The following is an 18,220-nucleotide window of genomic DNA, read 5'->3' as shown; positions in this document are numbered from 1 at the left end:
AGGTGGCTAGGTGCTTTGTCTGGAGGATCTGACCAAGTAAAGAATATGATATATATTAATGGTAATCGTCGAGGTCATTGTTTTATTACATCAGGAATTACGTTTAAAGAGTTTGCGAGTAACATCCCTTCACCGCTTCATCAAGTGTTGCTTTTGAAGCACAACTTTGAATGGACGGATTTTCATTATCATACTTTATTTGAATATGTTGAGGAAGAAAATATACATAAGTTAATTCAAGCAGAGATTGATGAATTTGATGAATTTTGTTGGGTAGATTTTGATGATGCAAGCGATTTAGATGAATTAGAGCCGAAAGAAATTGCAGAATTATTATATTTGGCTCACAAAAAAGAACCACTTGCAAGAACATTCTTTCCGCTGTTGAAAAATCGATTTGTTTATTTTTCACATGATGACGGATGGTACAACAAAGTGTATTATCGTAGAATTGCTGATTTTGTAGGAATGTTAAGTAAAGTTATTCCGTATAAACTCGGTGCTTTCGGTAAGAAACGTTTTTCTTTCTTCCAAAAATCAAAAATTTTCCCAGCAATTTCAAAAGAATTGATCATGGGACTGATTCCACTAATGGAAGATGGTCTTTACATAGATCTAGCAGGGAAGATTGAGTCAAGAAGAGGTCTTGAAATTCCGGTATATGTAGTTGGTTCGTATGAAAGTACGGATGAGGTGTTAGATAATATCGATGAATTGAAAGAGGAAGCAACAGAAACAGGTTGGCTCATTTTTGATAAGAAAGAACAAGAGTGGCAATGGGTTGTTGACTAAGAAAACTTGGCGTATGAAGTCAAGTTTTCTTGTCATTTGAAAGGAGTACAAATGAAGAAATATTATACAATTGTGGGTATTATAAGTATTATTCTCGTGGCAATATTACTTATAACTTGTCCGAAAGAATCAGATTTTAAAGTGTATGTACAGGATAAGTATGCATTGAAATGTGATGAGAGTAGTTTTGAATGCACACAAAATGTAGATGGTAAAAAAGAAAAATTAAAATTTGAAAGTACAGATGCACGAAATGGTGTATTCTTTATGACTGTAAAGCAAACATTTAAAACAGAAGCTGATGTTACGAAAGAATATAGCGGAGTAGGAATGTTTGGTACATTTCTTTTTGTTTCAGAGAAGACTTTCTAGTAATAGAAGGTCTTTTTCTTATGCTTATGTTCATATAGATGAAGTAAGACAAGCATAGGAGGGGTAGTAATGAAGAATACATGTATCGTTTGCGGTGGTGAGGAGTTTTTTTCCTCCACTTTGTATGCACGTACGAAACAAGATTGGGCATATGCACCAAACATGTATCGATTTGAAAAAGTATTTATTGAGCATCGAGATGAAGAGAATTATCCTGTTTTCCAAGAAATTACAGCGAAACATTGTTGTGGATGCGGTCATATTATGTTGTATCATGAATGAACACACCAAGTATAACTTGGTGTGTTTTTTTAAAACGCTGACAAAGCAAGCGGATAAAGTAAAGTAAATAAAACAGAAAAACTACCAAAACCAATTGCTGTATATCCAAGTGTTCTTGCTCCGAAATTGACAGCTAATAGGCCAACTAAAATTGCTAGGGAGCCGAGCGTAACGGGATAAAAAGCAATGGAGAATAACGAAAGAAATAAGGCGACATAGCCTACCATTGCGCCGGTATTTGTACCTTCTATCTCATTTGCAATTTCTTTACGCTTATGTCTAATTGGAATGCCAGCTGGTGATATTTCAGCAGCATACTCTTCGTTTTTTTCACCACTTTTAAAATGATGATTTCTCTTTCTTCGCATGTACATCCCTCTCTTTCAATTGGGTGTATCTATAGTATCTTTCAAAATGAGAAGAGCATGAGTATGAGTTAAACCCAAGTAAAGCAAAAAATGGAGAATACGTATTCCATCGTTAACATATCCATCTCCTATTGAAGATAAAGTGAGGGATTTTTTCCATCACGACTGATTATCAGCCAGTAACAATTGGATTTTTATGAGCAGTTCTCTCCCATTAACTGGTCCGCATCCATTGAATTTTGAGGTAGGTGTCTTACTGCAAGCGGGATAAAACAGGAATTTTGGAAAATGATGTAGAATGAAATGAGTGATAAAGCGTGAAGGTAGGGGAATGTATGACGAAATTTAATTGGCATGAATCAGCAGAAAAGAAATGGGATAGTAGCGCAGAGTTTTGGAATCAAAATAGTCAAGAGATGTGGGACAGTGGTAGCAGAAGTACAATTATTCCGTTTTTTGAACAATACGTGAAGAAAGAAGCACAAGTGCTCGATGTTGGTTGTGGTGATGGTTACGGTACATATAAATTAAGTCGCGCAGGCTATAAAGCAGTGGGAGTAGATTTATCGGAAGTGATGATTCAAAAAGGTAAGGAGCGCGGAGAAGGACCGAATTTATCTTTTATAAAAGGAGATCTTTCTGCATTACCATTTGAAAATGAGCAATTTGAATCAATTATGGCAATTAATTCTTTAGAATGGACGGAAGAGCCATTACGAGCGTTAAATGAAATAAAGCGTGTGTTAAAGAAAGATGGATATGCATGTATTGCAATTTTAGGGCCGACAGCAAAGCCACGAGAGAATAGTTATCCTCGCTTGTACGGAAAAGACGTTGTTTGTAATACAATGATGCCTTGGGAATTTGAACAGTTAGCGAAAGAACAAGGTTTTAAAGTTATAGATGGCATCGGCGTATATAAGCGCGGAGTAAATGAGAAGATGTTAGGTCAACTACCTACAGAGTTACAACAATCGTTAACATTCTTATGGGTATTTATGTTAAAAAACGTATAAAGAAATGAAAGAATTTTTAGGAGGTAAATAAGTGCAGAAAATACAAAAAACTGATACAATATCATCAGAACCAATTAAAGGGGGACTAGGGTATATGACAACTACTACAACAGTGAAATCCGATATTGAAATCGCACAAGAAGCGAGTATGAAGAAGATTCAAGAAATTGCAGCTGATTTAAATATTTTAGAAGATGAATTAGAGCCATACGGGCATTATAAAGGTAAGTTATCTCTTGATATTTTTAAGCGCTTACAAGATGAGGAAGACGGTAAAGTTGTTTTAGTAACAGCGATTAACCCAACTCCAGCTGGAGAAGGTAAATCAACAGTAACAGTTGGTTTAGGTCAAGCTTTTAACAAAATTGGTAAGAAAACAGTAATTGCACTTCGTGAACCATCTCTTGGACCGACGATGGGATTAAAAGGTGGAGCAGCAGGTGGCGGTTTTTCACAAGTCGTACCAATGGAAGACATTAACCTTCACTTTACTGGAGATATCCATGCGATCACAACTGCCAATAACGCATTAGCAGCGTTTATTGATAATCATATCCAACAAGGAAACACACTTGGAATTGATACGCGTAAAATCGTTTGGAAACGCTGTGTTGACTTAAATGATCGTGCCCTTCGTAACGTAGTAATTGGTCTTGGTGGACCTGTACAAGGTGTACCACGTGAAGACGGTTTTGACATTACAGTAGCATCTGAAATTATGGCCGTATTCTGCCTTGCAACAGATATTCAAGACTTAAAAGCGCGTCTATCTCGCATCGTAGTTGCTTATAACTTTGCAAATCAACCTGTAACGGTTAAAGATTTAGGTGTAGAAGGTGCGTTAACACTATTATTAAAAGACGCATTAAAGCCGAACTTAGTACAAACGTTAGAAAATACACCAGCTATCATTCATGGCGGACCATTTGCGAATATCGCTCACGGTTGTAACAGTGTTATCGCTACAACAATGGCAGCAAAATTAGGTGATTATGTTATTACAGAAGCTGGATTCGGTGCTGATTTAGGCGCTGAGAAGTTTTTAGATATTAAAGCTCGTGCAGCTGGCATTAAACCAGAAGCAGTTGTTATTGTTGCGACGATTCGTGCGCTTAAAATGCATGGCGGCGTTGCAAAAGATCAATTAAAAGAAGAAAATGTAGATGCATTAGCAAAAGGTATGGAAAACTTACAGAAGCATGTTGAAACAATTCAAAGCTTCGGTGTGCCTTTCGTAATTGCAATTAATAAATTCATTACAGATACAGATGCAGAAGTTACATACTTACAAGAGTGGTGTAATGAGCGTGGCTATGCAGTATCCTTAACAGAAGTTTGGGAGAAAGGTGGCCAAGGCGGAGTTGACCTTGCTGAAAAAGTACTAAAAGAAATCGAAAAAGGTGAAAACAACTACGCACCACTTTATGAATTAGAATTACCCTTAGAAGAAAAAATTCGTACAATTGCTCAAAAAGTATATGGCGCAAAAGATATTGAATTTGCTCCGAAAGCACGTAAGCAATTAGCTCAATATGAAGGAGAAGGTTGGAGTAACCTACCAGTTTGTATGGCGAAAACACAATACTCTCTTTCTGACGATGCAACAAAATTAGGTCGTCCATCTGACTTTATCGTTACAATTCGTGAGCTAAAACCATCTATCGGTGCAGGCTTTATCGTTGCGTTAACAGGTACAATGTTAACAATGCCAGGTCTTCCAAAACAACCAGCAGCACTTCAAATGGATGTAAATGAAGATGGAAAAGCAGTAGGTTTATTCTAAAAGGTTGTAATTCATCTCGTTTATCTGTAAACTATATATACATCAAGTGGCGCCTTTCCATCGAAAGGCGCCTGTTTTTTGGAGGAAATTATGTTTGATCCAACTGCTTTTGACAATTTAAAAGTAATCGTAGAAGGTGCTGTGTATGATTTTGATCTACATGGAGATATTCTTGTAACAGATCGAAAAGATATGATGGATCTTGCTTCATTAAGTCGTATATATCATATCTCATTTCAATTAACAGAACCGTTTGAACCATTAGTAGAAGCAACATTTTCATTATCTGTGGATGCAAAGAACTTGTCTGGTGAAATACTAGAAGTGCCTCAGTTTACACCAGGTTGTGAAATGAAGCTAGCATTTTCATTCCCGTTAGAACAACCAGAAGTAAAATGCGAAGAAATTGAAACATTAATGCGTTCTATATGGGGAAAAGAAAGAATGATTATGCAGAAAGTTTCATACGAATATAATAAGCGAGCGATTTCATATCATAATAAGGTAGAGGTTCTATTTCAAAAAGCGATTACAGAAGACCATGTTGATGATTTAATAGCTGTTATTTCACACATGATAGAAACGGTGCGAACAATACAGCATTTTCTTCAAAAATAGAGATAAAGGAGAAAAACAAATGATAAAAGATATGCAACCATTTTTACAACAAGCTTGGGAGAAGGCTGGTTTTAAAGAGTTAACTGAAATTCAAAAACAAGCGATTCCAACTATTTTAGAAGGACAAGACGTTATAGCTGAATCTCCAACTGGAACAGGAAAAACATTAGCGTACTTATTACCACTTTTACATAAAATTAATCCTGAAGTAAAACAGCCACAAGTTGTTGTTTTAGCGCCAACACGTGAACTTGTAATGCAAATTCATGAAGAGGTTCAAAAGTTTACAGCAGGAACTGAAATTTCAGGTGCATCTTTAATTGGGGGTGCAGATATTAAGCGCCAAGTTGAAAAATTAAAGAAACACCCAAGAGTAATTGTCGGTTCACCAGGCCGTATTTTAGAATTAATTCGTATGAAAAAGCTAAAAATGCATGAAGTAAAAACAATTGTATTTGATGAGTTTGATCAAATTGTAAAGCAAAAAATGATGGGCGCAGTGCAAGATGTAATTAAATCAACGATGCGCGATCGTCAATTAGTATTCTTCTCGGCGACAATGACAAAAGCGGCAGAAGATGCGGCACGTGATTTAGCAGTTGAACCACAATTAGTACGTGTAACACGTGCAGAATCAAAAAGCTTAGTTGAGCATACGTATATCATTTGTGAGCGACGCGAAAAAAATGATTACGTAAGAAGAATTATGCATATGGGCGATGTAAAAGCAGTTGCTTTCTTAAACGACCCATTCCGTTTAGATGAAATTACTGAGAAATTGAAATTCCGTAAAATGAAAGCAGCGGCTCTTCATGCAGAAGCAAGTAAACAAGAGCGTGAAGCGACAATGCGTGCTTTCCGCGGAGGGAAATTAGAAATTCTACTTGCTACTGATATTGCAGCGCGCGGTATCGATATTGACGATTTAACACACGTAATTCACCTAGAATTACCAGACACAGTAGACCAATACATTCACCGCTCAGGACGTACTGGACGTATGGGTAAAGAAGGAACTGTCGTATCTCTTGTAACTCCACAAGAAGAGCGCAAATTACTGCAGTTTGCGAAAAAACTAGGCATCGTATTTACGAAGCAAGAAATGTTCAAAGGATCATTCGTAGAAACGAAACCGAAAGCACCAAAGAAAAAGAAACCAGCATTTACTGGGAAGAAAAAGCCTAGATAAATGATAGGGAAGGCGTAACCATTTGTAGTTACGTCTTTTTTGTTTGTAAACAAGCGATAATGGGAATTGTATTAGTGTTTTTAATGTGCCTATCATATATATGCTTCTACTGGGAGTATCGAAAAAAGGGTAGTTTATTTATTTGGTTTATACGAGGAAATAATATAAAAAAAGTCGAATATTAAACTGACACGAAATAATAAAAAGAAGGTACACATATGGATAGGAAATTAGGAATGTTTTTAAATACGAAACATATTGAAGTAAACGAAGGAATACAAAAAGCAAGGGAATGGGATTTAGAATATATTCAATTATATGCTATGAATAAAAACTTTAACTTAGCTAATATCTCAATGGTAGAATGGAATGCTTTAAAGAAAAGCTTATCTTTTAATGGAATAAAGATTCCATCATTAGCAATTAGTTTTGGAGAAAATGGAATTATGGGAATAGAAGCTGAGAGTGCAATAGATCAGTTTAAATATATTACTGACAGAGGTTTGGGGCTTGGGGCAAAGATCATAACAGCTCATATTGGAAAAGTTCCAGATGATGAAAAAAGTGCCTACTATGATAAAATGGTACGGGTTTGTTATGAGATAGGGGAATTAGCGTTCAAATTTGGGGGATTCTTTGCTATTGAGACGGGATCTGAAAAAGCAATAGTATTAAAACGATTTTTAGAAACTGCAAACTCGAAAGGACTAGCTGTTAACTTTGACCCAGCAAATTTAATAAGTGATGTAAATGAAAATCCGGGAGAAGGTTTATTACTATTAAAAGATTATATAGTACAAACTCATATTAAAGATTGTAAAGAAGTGAAAAGTGATCGTTCAACTAAGTATATAGAAGTAGCAGTAGGGAATGGTGAAGTAGATTTCGATATATTCTTCAAAGTATTAGATAAAATTGGATTCGATGGATATAACATGATTGAAAGAAATGATTATTTTGATGAACTGGATGGGATGAGTCAGTCGATAAATTTTGCAAAGAAGTACATACCAACTCAAAAGGAATAACGATAGCATCTGTAGAAAGTTACATAGAATATAAAAACAATAGGAGGAATACAAATGATTCATAAGGTCGGACAAATTATGTTATATGTAAATAATCAAGATGAGGCAGTAAATTTTTGGACGGAAAAGGTAGGGTTTCATGTAGTAGCAGAGGAAGATAACAAACAAGGAATGAGATGGATTGAAATTGCTCCGACTAACGGTGCAGAAACGAGCATTATATTACATAATAAAGAAGTTATTTCTAAAATGAGCCCAGAATTGAATCTTGGTACACCGTCCTTAATGTTCTTCTCAGAAAATCTTGATCAATTATATACAGATTTAACAAATAAAAATGTTACTGTTGGAGAAATGGTAACTATGCCTTCTGGTAAAGTGTTTAACTTTGCTGATAGCGAAGGGAATTATTTTGCGGTTATGGAGAAGAACCAATAATAATATTGCTATGTGAAAATCCCCCTCAAATATATTTGAGGGGGATTAAATTTTTGAAGTGGATTTTTCATTAGAGAGTTGTTTAATAAAAAATACTCCTTTTTCAATCGCTGTCTCAATATAGCCAACGATTTGGTCAAACGTAAATACTTGTAAGTCTTCATGCAAATGTTGCTTTGGATATAACATATCTTCAAAAAGATACTTTCGAAATTCTAAAACGTTTTCTTTAGAAACCTCTTCAATATCCACAATGTGAGCCTCTTGATTGAGAAGAGAGAAAAGCTGTTGTTCTTGATCGTAATGATGAAGCAACTTTGCATTTAACAATTTAAAATCGTTATAGTACAGGGGGCGATAGTTTCGTCATTCTCTATTCTATTTTTTAGCCAAGGTAGAAAAAATCCACTTAGCCAATTATCATCGGCAATGAGATGGGTATAATAGCCTAAAATAAATGGGGAATCTATATGTGATTCATATTTATGAAAAAATGAATCATAATCTATTCTTCTCGTATAGTTCTTCGTTGTACCGGCATAAAAATGTGAGGTTCCTTTTTCTTTTTTTGAATGAACAGCATCAGGGGCTACAGCTCCAAGTAAGAAAGAAGTCTTATCGTGAATAGATAGTTTCTCAGCAATACCACTAGCGATAATAACATGCATAATTCGTGATCCCATGAATGCCACCTCTGTTTCCAGTATTCATTTCAGGAAGAGGACTAAACAGTTAGTATTACTTTCCCTGTACTTTTTCTACTTTCGACCCATTCATGTGCTTTCCCTGCATTTTGAAGTGGAAAAGATTTCGTAGCCTTAATTTGTAAACGTCCGTCACGCAAATAACGGAAAACTTCATTTGCAGTTTCTTGGAGCAGTTCAGGACGCTTTTTTCGTGTGGTTCCAAAGCTAAAACCGAGTATAGAGCGGCAACTTGCATGTAAATCTTTCGTTTGAAAGTTACCAATTTCACCGCTAGCATTACCGAAATGAACGAGGCGACCGTAATAAGCAAGGCAGTTTAAACTTCTTTCAGAAACCGTTCCAGAAATAGAGTCTAAAATTACATCAACCCCTTCACCATTTGTCAGTTCATTGACTTTCTCTACAAAATCTTCATCTTGATGACAAATAACATAATCAGCTCCAGCATCTAAAGCAATTTCTTTTTTTGCTTCACTTCCGACAGTGCCTATAACTGTTCCAGCCTCTAATAGTTTAGCAAGTTGAATAGCAGTAGTGCCAATTTCGCCAGTAGCCGCATGAATGAGTACAGATTCACCTTGTTGAAGCCTTGCAACATTTGCGAGTAAATTATAGCTTGTAAAAGATACGATTGGACAAGCGGCTGCAGTTTGAAAGTCAACTTCATGGGGTAATACGAAAGTAAGATTTTCATTTGCAACAACGTATTCTGCGTAAGATCCATTTTGAGGAAAAGCAATGACACGTTGTCCAGGGTGAATATTTTTCACATGAGAACCGACACGTTCTACAATACCAGTGGCATCTATACCTGGAATAAAAGGTAGTGCTTTATTTCCTTTTTTGCCATAACGTGATTTAATATCAGCGAAATTTACACTAGTAGCAACTACGCGAATTAAAACTTGATCTTCTGAAATAGCCGGTATATCAAAATCTGTATATTTCATCACTTCAGGACCACCGAACGACGTTACAACGATAGCTTTCATTATATGTCCTCCTAAATTTGACTATATAAATTATTTTAAATCTTTATCAGAAATTGGAAAATTATATAATAGTTATGTGTGGTTATAAGTGAAGCTTATGAACTCAGTGGATCATTATATTAATTTATATAAAAAACTTTTTCGGAAAAATCGAACGAAATATGAATTACCTACCAATATATAGTGTAAGACAAAGGAGGGCTGGAATATGAAGGGTGAAATAGATTACGCACATTTAATTCAATTAACTTTATCAGGCAATAAAGAAGCGTATAGCGAATTGTATGATGTAACGATTCAAGAAGTATATAAAACAGCACATTTTTTAATTGAAGATAAAACGGATGTAGATGATGTCGTTCAAGAAGTATACATACAGCTATATGAATCGCTTCGTAAATATGATAGCGAGAAGCCATTTCGCCCTTGGCTAATTGGGCTTGCGATTAAACAAATTCATTCTTATAGAAGAAAGAGGTGGATGCGACTAAGAATTATAAAAAAAGCAGAAGAGCAAAGAAAGCCAGTGCAAATTGATTTTTCTAACGATGTTGTAAGTAAAATATCAAACCAAAAACTAATCGAACTCATTCATAAATTACCGTATAAATTGAAACAAGTTATTATCTTAAGATACTTACACGATTATTCACAAGAAGAAGTAGCACAAATATTACATATTCCAATCGGTACAGTGAAATCTAGAATTCATGCGGCATTAAAGAAACTACGTCAAAAAGAGCAAGTAGAAGAAATTTTTTTAGGAGAGGTAGGGAATGTGAAATGAGTTTAGATTGTAGAGTTAGGGAATCTATACAAGAAGAAGCAAAGGGTATTGTTGCCCCGCCGGATTTAAAAGAAAAAGTAATCGTGCAAATAAAAATGAAGCACGGCGGGAGTAAGAGGAAGAAACGCCTTATCGCAGGAGTACTTGCAGCAGCTCTTTTAATCCCGACGACTGGTTTTGCGTATCAATCTATTATGGCGGATGGTATATACGGATCTTTCGAGAATTTAAAAAAACATGCCGGAACGATGACATTAGAGGCGTATATGCGTTTTAGTGCAAAATTATCAGAGGCGAAAGATGAAATGGGTACGAAGGAATATGAAGAGTTTACAAAAGAACTAAAAAAATTAACAAATGCAAAACTTACGTACGGAGATTCGAACGGTAATATTGATTATGATCAATTATTACCGGCTAAAAAAGAGGAATTGAAAAAGGTGGTAATGGAGCTTCATCCGTATTTTGATAAATTAAATGGCCATAAGTCTAGTAAAGAGGTATTAACTCCTGAAGAGTATGAACAATATATGGAAGCATTAATGTCATATCAAACCGTTTTAGTAAAAACGAAATCGAGTGGGGGGATAACAATAGAAGAAGTACCTGAAGCGTACAAAGAAAGATTTATTAAAGCAGAGCAGTTTATGGAATATGTAAATGAAAGGGTGCAATAATTAGAAAAGCTCATAGCCTTAGCTTTGAGCTTTTTTATTGAAACAAAAAAGAGTGTTCAATTATACTTTTTCATATTTGCATTATCTTTTTGTATAAAACAATCTAAAAGGGAATAACCAGCTATTAAACTAATTATCGTAACAAAAGTTGTATTTATTAGAATAATATTAACTAAATAAGGTAGGTATTCTGCAAGTGGTGAAAAGAGTAGTGCTGGGGAAAAGGAAATGAATAGTGTAGGCACTGTAATAGCAATAAATTTATCCGGTTGAAAGCTCCAGTTTTGTTTACTTGTTTCGCGATTAATAGATTGAAGGAATCGTAATAAAATGCCAACTATAAGAGGGAAGAGTGTAAAGTAGAATAATCTTGGATAAACGTTAAAGTTCACTTGCGTGTCTGTATCTAAATAAAATTGAATTTTTACTCCTACAAATAATAATAAGACGATAAATAATGTAAAGCAGAGGTATAGCATCACTTTTTGCATTATATTCCACCATCCTTTACTCAAAATATATTCAAAAAAAGAAGAGATATACAATAACTCCTGTTGTATATCTCTTCTTTTACTGTTAGTTAATAGTGGAGTTTGCTTTTTCTTGCTTCGTGAAATAATCAATAATGCCCATTGCACTAATTTCTATATCTAGATGTAAAATATTATAAACGGAATGATCTGATGGAACGTTTAACTTTGTAAGATGAGAAGAGATTTTATCCATTAACAAAGTTTGTAAAGCTTTAGTAGCTTCATCGAAATCATTATACTTTTCAAAGACTTCCTTACCAGTCTGAACGAAAATAGGTAGCCAATGTTCCAGTTGATTGTATACTTCTGTAACATGAGAGGATGCGCCGTAATGACCGAAATAAATAGTATCTACATCCATACTTTGAATATGATTTTTAGAAGCAATCATCGCATCTGGTTGAAATTGTGAAGGGGACGTTGATGGTAGATACAGTTCTACACCAACGTTTGCGAGTTCTCTATAATAAATTCCAATTGTATCACCAGTGAAAATCCCGTTTGTTAATGAATCGTGAATGCTAATATGGTGCTTCGCATGTCCTGGTGTATCGTAAAATGTAAGGGTGCGGTCTTTTGCAATTTTTAACGTATCACCATGTTGTACAATACGAACACGTTCTTCTTCTATAGGAAGAATTGGATCAAATAGTTTATCAAAATCTTCTTTGTATACAGCTTTTGCACCTAAAATGAGTTTTGTTGGGTCAATCATATGACGAGCACCGCGAGAATGCACATATAAAGTAGCATTTGGGCACTTTTCCATCATTAAACCAGCAGCCCCTGCGTGATCTAAATGAACGTGTGTAACGATAATGTTTTTAACATCGTTTAAATCAATATGTAATTGTTGTAAGCCTTCTAAAATATACGGAAGAGAAGGGGCTGCACAAGTTTCAATTAAAGTAATATCGTCACCTAATAAAACGTACGTACCAGTTCGTTCATTATGTTGTAAATCGAAATCATCAATCAGATATAGGTGAGAAGATAATTGCTCTACTTTTTTCATATTTACCACTCCTTATATACTGCATGTTTCTATTATACGCTAAAATAGAAAAAAGGCAGAAAACGAAGCTCGTCTTCTGCCTTTTTGTAATATTATTATTTCGTTTGTTGTTTATTAATAGACATAATGAACAGTCCAACAATCCCGCCTACTAATGGAAGCATAATTTCTCCTGCTAAATTAAAGTAGGAGCTTAAGAATAAACCATTTACATCGATTACCCAGCCAGTAACATACAATAACATCATATATAGTACGAAATAAAACTCGCGATTTGAAATCGTTTCATGTTGTGCAGTTTTCATAATGGACACCATCCTTTTCTTTTATAATGGAATATAAACTGTCACATTTTGTTCACATTTCAATTGTAAAACTTTCCATCATAAAAGTCTAGTAGTATGTGTCGAATTTTGAACGGAAATAAAGCGTTATTATTATATCTTATAAGTACGTAATAAGAGATGTATATTCACGAATGTAGTATAGTATAAACATAGAATGATAGTGAAGAGAGGGGCAAAGACAATGACAGTTTATGATTTTTCAGCTAAAACAATTACCGGTGAAGAAAAATCGTTAAAAGATTACGAAGGAAAAGCACTTCTTATTGTAAATGTAGCTAGTAAATGTGGTTTCACACCGCAATATAAAGGATTACAAGAGGTGTATGATAAATATAAAGACCAAGGACTTGAAATACTCGGATTCCCTTGTAACCAATTTGGAGGACAAGAACCAGGTACAGAAGCGGATATTACTAGTTTTTGTGAATTAAACTACGGTGTAAACTTCCCAATGTTTGCAAAGGTTGATGTGAAAGGTGATAAGGCTCATCCTTTATATACATACATGACAGAACAAGCACCAGGTTTACTCGGTATGAAAGCAGTGAAATGGAATTTTACGAAGTTTTTAATTGGAAAAGACGGGAAAGTAGTAGGGCGTTTTGCGCCACAGACGAAGCCGGTAGATTTAGAGGTTGAGATTGAGAAGGTACTTGGAGAATAATTAGGAGTTTCACTTTATTAAAAAACGTCTCAAAGAACAATGTAGTTCTTTGAGACGTTTTCTTTAAACTTACATTTTCAAGATTAAATTACTGTATCAAAGCCATCTGATTTAGGTAGAGAAGCTGCTTTTTTCATAAGCACTTCCCATAAGTGTACGGATTTCTTCCATTCTGCTGCAGCCTGCCCCTGTTTATACATAGCGTTCTCATAACTGGCAGTAAGTTGTTGCATATCGGCCGAGTTGTAAAGTGTATCGATATGGAGAGCGTATTCTCGGAATGTTTGACTTTCACCCCGTGGTATGCCAATTCTTGCAAATTGTTTTAAAAGTGCATCGTAAGCTTTTTGATAAACAGCATCATTTTTTCGGTATTTATAGAAATGAATAATAAGAAATGTCCTCCATATCATTCTAGTGGTGAAGAGAATGTATCCCATAATACTAATTAGTATCGTAGAGAGGAATACGTACCACCAAGAAAAACTAGTTTGAGAATTTGTGACCTTTTTAGTAGAAGCTTCTTCTGTATTTTTTATTAAACTTTTAAGTCTTGCTTCATTATTTCGTTGTTGTATTTGCGTGTTATTAGAATTATTTGCTTCGCTATTTTGTGAAATAGGAGCAGGCGTATTATTTATAAAATTATAGGGATTAGTAAATCCTTTTGTTGGTTCGAATGGAATCCATCCGTATCCTGGGAAATATACTTCGACCCAAGAGTGTGCGTTATCGTTCGTGATTGTATAAACATCCTCACCTTCTGCAGAGGTAAGTGCATTGTCAAGAGTTCCTTCTGTATAGCCTTTTACCCAGCGAGCAGGAATCCCGGCAGAACGAAGTAGTACAATCATAGACGTCGAAAAATTATTACAGTAGCCGCTTTTTGTATCGAAAAGGAATTGATCTACATAATCTTGGCTTTTGGCAGGGAATAAGACATTCGTTGATTCGTATGTAAAAGAGTTGTCTGTAAAGTAATTTTCAATAGCTAATACTTTATCATATCGGTTGTCTTTATCATTTGTAAGATTGACAGCCAAGTCTTTTACGCGCTGTGGTAATGACTTGGGAAGTTGTGTGTACTTTGTCATAAAATAAGGATTTGTTTCTTGACCTTCATTTGTTTTTACAGCTTTCAAGTTTTCTATGGAAAACTCAGGGATCTCATATGTTACTTTATACGAATGTAAAGTAGTAGAAGAGTCTCCATTCATTGTATAAATTTTTTCTGAAAACGGGTCAACACTGTATGATACATCAGAAGCAGCCTCAACTGATACTAATCCTGCTGGATAGGTAAGGTGAGGATAACTTTTTTGCATGGTAATTGTTGCCTCAGTCGTTTTCATTTTTGTATTTTGTTCGTACCAGCTTACGACGTCGTTTTTATTTTTAAAAGAAATCTTTTTCGGATTTTCAGAAATTTCCCAGCCTTTTCCTGTATAAAAATCTTTTGTTTCTACTCTCCAATATTGTTTGTTTTGCGTTCGTGCTGTGAAAACAACTGTAGGATCCGCCTTAAAAGGACCGCCTAATCGCGAGTCATCTAAACCATACCCAATTGTAGAAATTTTTTGTTCTTTACTTGCTTCAGATGTGTTGAATTTTAAAAAATCCATTGGGTTTGGCCATTGAGGGCCAAATTTTGGAGCAAAGTATGCAATGGTTGCTAATAATACGATAAATATTGTAAGTGGTCTAAGTAATTTTGAGATTTCTCTAGCATAATTTTGTAAGTGTTCACGTTCTTTTATTCGTTCTACTTGAAGAAGACTAAGCATAAAAAAGCCGATGACAACAGTACGAATAATAGCGTAGTTTGCATTGTATAAATGTAAGTTATGAAAAGTTGCGATATAAATAATAGTCAATACAAGGAATAGAAACCCACGTTTTTTATGAATAATCCAAAATGAAGTGAAAGAACTCAAAAACCAAAATGAGAGAAAAAATAAAACCGTCGGAAAAACTGGAGAAATATCTAGTAAATTCCCTTGGAAAAACAGGGAGGAATTTCGAAACATATCGGAAAAGAATGTTGTTAGCCAAGATGGATTTATAAAAGCATTTTTATAATATAGGGAATGAATGATAAATAAGACTGTGACAATTTTTATAGGAATCTGCCACCTCGTTTGAAAAAAAGAGAGAGCGAAGCAAATTCCTATAAATGTTACGAAAATATCTAATCTACCTACATTTGTAATACCTATAAGAGGTCTTAGCCATTCTAGTAAAAGAAGAAATACACATGCATGCATAAAGAATCTGTTCGTATCCCACTTGTATTTTGTTTGTAATGTTATCATTTGCTCACCTCAAAAAACACGTTTGTATACCGGTTTTCATAAACCGTGTTTACAAATATTTGTCGTTTTTTTAGAGTTTCTAGTATACTGAGTTCTCGGTGTGAAAGTTGATTCGCTTTTTCTTTCACGACAAAAACCATACATTTTCTATTTCTTATAGCAGCACAATCAGCCGCCTTTTGAATATCGGGAGAAAGATTACTGGTCACGAGTATAACCGTGACGGGCTCATAAATTTTTCTTAGTTCCATGTCTACACTCTGGGAGAGCGGGAATACACTGTCTGCTTGTACTTTTGCTAAATGACAAAGGATTTGTTGTAACTGCGTATCTCCATTGTCTAAAGGGAAAATAGTTTGTTCTTTTCCGATAGACACGAATGATGCTGGTGAATTTTGTTTCAAGACAGCCCTTACGATAGAGGCAGTAAATGTGACGACTGATTCGAATAGAGGAGACTCGGTTCTGTCTATGAATATCATGATATTATGGCTGCGCTGTTGTTCAAACTCTTTTGTCATAATATTGTTTGTTCGTGCAGTTGCTTTCCAATCGATCCATGAAAAGCGATCGCCAGGTTTATAGTCTCTGACACCGACCGAGATTGTAGAGTCTTTTGCTGAATTTATATTTGCTGAAAGCGCTCCTTGTTCGAAATGATTTTCCAATTGTCGATACGCTATATCTACATACTGGGGATAGACTAAAAATGTATTTGGAACTGAAAAAGTTACTTCTTTCTCCATCATGCCGAATAAATCGCCAGTTTTGACACGAACGCTTGAAAAAGTGTGCTCGCCTCTAGGGATTGTGTCAATAACATATTGAAACGAAATATTTCGTTTCAATCCTGGGAAGAGTACTACCTTATTCATCTTTATTTGTTTACAACTTATAAATTGTGGTGGCAGTTCATCTTCTATAACTAAATAAAGTAAGGGAAAAGGAAATTTTCTTTTTATTGTAATCGTGCTTACAAATTGTTCTCCTACTACATATCCATTTTGGTTTGTTATTCGCTTTACTTCAGCGTCCCGTAAAGCGTAGAAGGGGAGTAGTAGTGAATAAAGAGCAATGGGAATTATGCTGTAAAATAAAAACCAACTGACAAACCCTCCTTGAAACATAGCGTAAACAAATGTTAAGACTAGGCATAAAGGGAGTAGCAATAACTTCATAACGTGATATAGCGCTCGCAGCATTCGTTTCATCAAGGGTTCATCGCCCTTTGAGTAGGCACGGTAGTTCGTGCAACAATTTTTGCGATAACTTGTTCGCCAGTTATTCCTTCAAATTTTGCTTCCATTTTTAGAATGAGCCTATGCGCTAAAACGTAAGGAGCTAAAAGTTTAACATCGTCTGGAATAACATAATTTCTGCCATGGATAAATGCATAAGCTTGTGAAGCTTTCATTAAAGCAATTGAGCCACGTGGACTTGCACCTAGCTGTATAGAACTGTACGTACGAGTCTGATTAACAAGCTTTACAATGTAATGCTTAATTGCTTTGTCCATACTTACTACCCGTACGCTTTGTTGTAAATAAAGTAATTCTTCTATTGTAGTAATGGTCTGTAATTGAGAGAGTGGATTTGTTTTTTCCATCCGGTTTAAAATTTCAAATTCTTCTTCTGGTGTAGGATATCCCATTTTTAGTTTCAATAAGAAACGATCGAGCTGAGCTTCTGGTAGAGAATATGTTCCTTCATATTCGACCGGATTTTGTGTAGCCATGACAAAGAACGGCTTTGGTAAAGGTCTTGTAATACCATCTATTGTAATATTTCCTTCTTCCATACATTCAAGTAAAGCAGATTGTGTCTTTGGAGATGTACGATTAATTTCATCAGCAAGTACAAAATTCCCCATAATTGGTCCAGGCTTGAACTCAAATTGGAGCTCTTTCGGATTATAAATAGAAACTCCTGTTACATCTGACGGCAATAAATCAGGTGTAAATTGAATTCGCTTATAATCAGCATCAATGGATTTAGAAAGAGCACGTACTAGCATTGTTTTCCCGACACCAGGAACATCTTCTAATAGCACATGACCTTCAGCTAAGAGAGTTGTCAAAACTAAGATGGTTTCTTTTCGTTTTCCGACCATTATTTTTTCAATATTATTGATTATTTTTTCTACAGTGGGATGTAATGAATCAAGCTGGGGCATCGTAATCCTCCTAATGTTATTATCGTTTTCTAATCTATTTAGTGGACATATTTCTAATTCTATTTGTAGATAGTAAAACTTCTACCTTTAATTCTGAGAATATTCAGATTATTTATTTCGATTACAT

The 18,220-nt window shown here is 35.1% G+C and carries 20 protein-coding genes and 1 pseudogene; 12 read left to right on the top strand and 9 right to left on the bottom strand.

Translation table 11 applies throughout. The features are described from left to right. Window positions 1-15 precede the first annotated feature (15 nt). The 3 genes from MKY38_RS11755 (at window position 16) to MKY38_RS11745 (ending at window position 1,446) form a co-directional block, all read left to right on the top strand. Window positions 16-792, top strand: coding sequence for an oxalate:formate antiporter (locus MKY38_RS11755; protein ID WP_000014087.1), 777 nt, complete (start codon window positions 16-18; stop codon window positions 790-792). A 51-nt stretch (window positions 793-843) separates the two neighbouring features. Beyond that, window positions 844-1,164 carry a hypothetical protein gene (locus MKY38_RS11750; protein WP_065223581.1) on the top strand — a complete coding sequence of 107 codons (321 nt, stop codon included), beginning with the start codon at window positions 844-846 and terminating at the stop codon, window positions 1,162-1,164. A gap of 69 nt (window positions 1,165-1,233) precedes the next feature. Next, window positions 1,234-1,446 carry a hypothetical protein gene (locus MKY38_RS11745; protein WP_000798747.1) on the top strand — a complete coding sequence of 71 codons (213 nt, stop codon included), beginning with the start codon at window positions 1,234-1,236 and terminating at the stop codon, window positions 1,444-1,446. A 29-nt stretch (window positions 1,447-1,475) separates the two neighbouring features. On the opposite strand, the gene MKY38_RS11740 is transcribed toward MKY38_RS11745, so the two are convergent. Continuing rightward, on the bottom strand, window positions 1,476-1,814 hold the full coding sequence (locus MKY38_RS11740) for a hypothetical protein (protein WP_001253201.1): 339 nt from the start codon (window positions 1,812-1,814) through the stop codon (window positions 1,476-1,478). 335 nt (window positions 1,815-2,149) lie between these two features. Between MKY38_RS11740 and MKY38_RS11735 the strand changes: the two genes are divergently transcribed. The 6 genes from MKY38_RS11735 to MKY38_RS11710 all read left to right on the top strand — a co-directional run bounded on the left by MKY38_RS11735 (window position 2,150) and on the right by MKY38_RS11710 (window position 7,886). Further along, a complete protein-coding gene (locus MKY38_RS11735; protein ID WP_000160043.1) occupies window positions 2,150-2,830 on the top strand; it encodes a class I SAM-dependent methyltransferase in 681 nt (226 codons plus the stop codon). A gap of 94 nt (window positions 2,831-2,924) precedes the next feature. After that, window positions 2,925-4,613, top strand: coding sequence for a formate--tetrahydrofolate ligase (locus tag MKY38_RS11730; protein WP_013141915.1), 1,689 nt, complete (start codon window positions 2,925-2,927; stop codon window positions 4,611-4,613). Window positions 4,614-4,703: 90 nt separating this feature from the next. Further along, window positions 4,704-5,231, top strand: coding sequence for a hypothetical protein (locus MKY38_RS11725; protein ID WP_000460220.1), 528 nt, complete (start codon window positions 4,704-4,706; stop codon window positions 5,229-5,231). Between the two features lie 19 nt (window positions 5,232-5,250). Then, window positions 5,251-6,420, top strand: a complete 1,170-nt coding sequence (locus MKY38_RS11720) for a DEAD/DEAH box helicase (protein ID WP_000588613.1) — start codon at window positions 5,251-5,253, stop codon at window positions 6,418-6,420. A 218-nt stretch (window positions 6,421-6,638) separates the two neighbouring features. Then, entirely contained in the window at window positions 6,639-7,448 is an 810-nt protein-coding gene (locus MKY38_RS11715; RefSeq protein ID WP_114555985.1) for a sugar phosphate isomerase/epimerase family protein, read from the top strand. A 54-nt stretch (window positions 7,449-7,502) separates the two neighbouring features. Then, window positions 7,503-7,886 carry a VOC family protein gene (locus MKY38_RS11710; protein ID WP_000581478.1) on the top strand — a complete coding sequence of 128 codons (384 nt, stop codon included), beginning with the start codon at window positions 7,503-7,505 and terminating at the stop codon, window positions 7,884-7,886. Between the two features lie 45 nt (window positions 7,887-7,931). Here the strand turns inward: MKY38_RS11710 and MKY38_RS11705 are convergent. Continuing rightward, window positions 7,932-8,569: pseudogene (locus MKY38_RS11705) on the bottom strand (zinc dependent phospholipase C family protein). 41 nt (window positions 8,570-8,610) lie between these two features. Further along, window positions 8,611-9,585 carry a quinone oxidoreductase family protein gene (locus tag MKY38_RS11700; protein ID WP_114555986.1) on the bottom strand — a complete coding sequence of 325 codons (975 nt, stop codon included), beginning with the start codon at window positions 9,583-9,585 and terminating at the stop codon, window positions 8,611-8,613. A 208-nt stretch (window positions 9,586-9,793) separates the two neighbouring features. Here MKY38_RS11700 and MKY38_RS11695 point away from each other — a divergent pair, with 208 nt between their 5' ends. Then, window positions 9,794-10,372, top strand: coding sequence for a sigma-70 family RNA polymerase sigma factor (locus tag MKY38_RS11695; RefSeq protein WP_000675556.1), 579 nt, complete (start codon window positions 9,794-9,796; stop codon window positions 10,370-10,372). After that, window positions 10,369-11,049: a DUF3600 domain-containing protein gene (locus MKY38_RS11690; RefSeq protein ID WP_114555987.1), complete on the top strand. Its 681-nt coding sequence runs from the start codon at window positions 10,369-10,371 to the stop codon at window positions 11,047-11,049. Before MKY38_RS11695 ends, MKY38_RS11690 begins: the two co-directional genes overlap by 4 nt. Before the next feature lie 56 nt (window positions 11,050-11,105). Here MKY38_RS11690 and MKY38_RS11685 read toward each other — a convergent pair whose 3' ends face one another. From MKY38_RS11685 to MKY38_RS11675, 3 genes are all read right to left on the bottom strand, one after another. After that, window positions 11,106-11,540, bottom strand: a complete 435-nt coding sequence (locus tag MKY38_RS11685) for a hypothetical protein (RefSeq protein ID WP_001174543.1) — start codon at window positions 11,538-11,540, stop codon at window positions 11,106-11,108. 85 nt (window positions 11,541-11,625) lie between these two features. Beyond that, window positions 11,626-12,597 carry an MBL fold metallo-hydrolase gene (locus MKY38_RS11680; RefSeq protein WP_065223585.1) on the bottom strand — a complete coding sequence of 324 codons (972 nt, stop codon included), beginning with the start codon at window positions 12,595-12,597 and terminating at the stop codon, window positions 11,626-11,628. 95 nt (window positions 12,598-12,692) lie between these two features. After that, complete coding sequence (locus tag MKY38_RS11675) at window positions 12,693-12,902, bottom strand: DUF3925 domain-containing protein (protein WP_000844984.1); 210 nt, start codon at window positions 12,900-12,902, stop codon at window positions 12,693-12,695. Window positions 12,903-13,125: 223 nt separating this feature from the next. Here MKY38_RS11675 and bsaA point away from each other — a divergent pair, with 223 nt between their 5' ends. Continuing rightward, window positions 13,126-13,608, top strand: coding sequence for a glutathione peroxidase (bsaA, locus tag MKY38_RS11670; RefSeq protein WP_000219434.1), 483 nt, complete (start codon window positions 13,126-13,128; stop codon window positions 13,606-13,608). An 83-nt stretch (window positions 13,609-13,691) separates the two neighbouring features. On the opposite strand, the gene MKY38_RS11665 is transcribed toward bsaA, so the two are convergent. The 3 genes from MKY38_RS11665 to MKY38_RS11655 are packed head-to-tail and all read right to left on the bottom strand — an operon-like array spanning window position 13,692 to window position 18,093. Next, complete coding sequence (locus MKY38_RS11665; protein WP_341049075.1) at window positions 13,692-15,920, bottom strand: transglutaminase TgpA family protein; 2,229 nt, start codon at window positions 15,918-15,920, stop codon at window positions 13,692-13,694. Beyond that, complete coding sequence (locus MKY38_RS11660; protein ID WP_070180071.1) at window positions 15,917-17,131, bottom strand: DUF58 domain-containing protein; 1,215 nt, start codon at window positions 17,129-17,131, stop codon at window positions 15,917-15,919. Before MKY38_RS11660 ends, MKY38_RS11665 begins: the two co-directional genes overlap by 4 nt. Beyond that, on the bottom strand, window positions 17,131-18,093 hold the full coding sequence (locus tag MKY38_RS11655; protein WP_030025451.1) for an AAA family ATPase: 963 nt from the start codon (window positions 18,091-18,093) through the stop codon (window positions 17,131-17,133). The genes MKY38_RS11660 and MKY38_RS11655 overlap by 1 nt, the downstream gene beginning before the upstream one ends. Between the last annotated feature and the right edge of the window lie 127 nt (window positions 18,094-18,220).

The sequence above is a fragment of the Bacillus sp. FSL R5-0585 genome, assembly GCF_038004545.1.
GTDB classification, from domain to species: Bacteria; Bacillota; Bacilli; order Bacillales; family Bacillaceae_G; genus Bacillus_A; species Bacillus_A cereus.
This window is presented reverse-complemented; position numbering and strand designations above follow the sequence as displayed.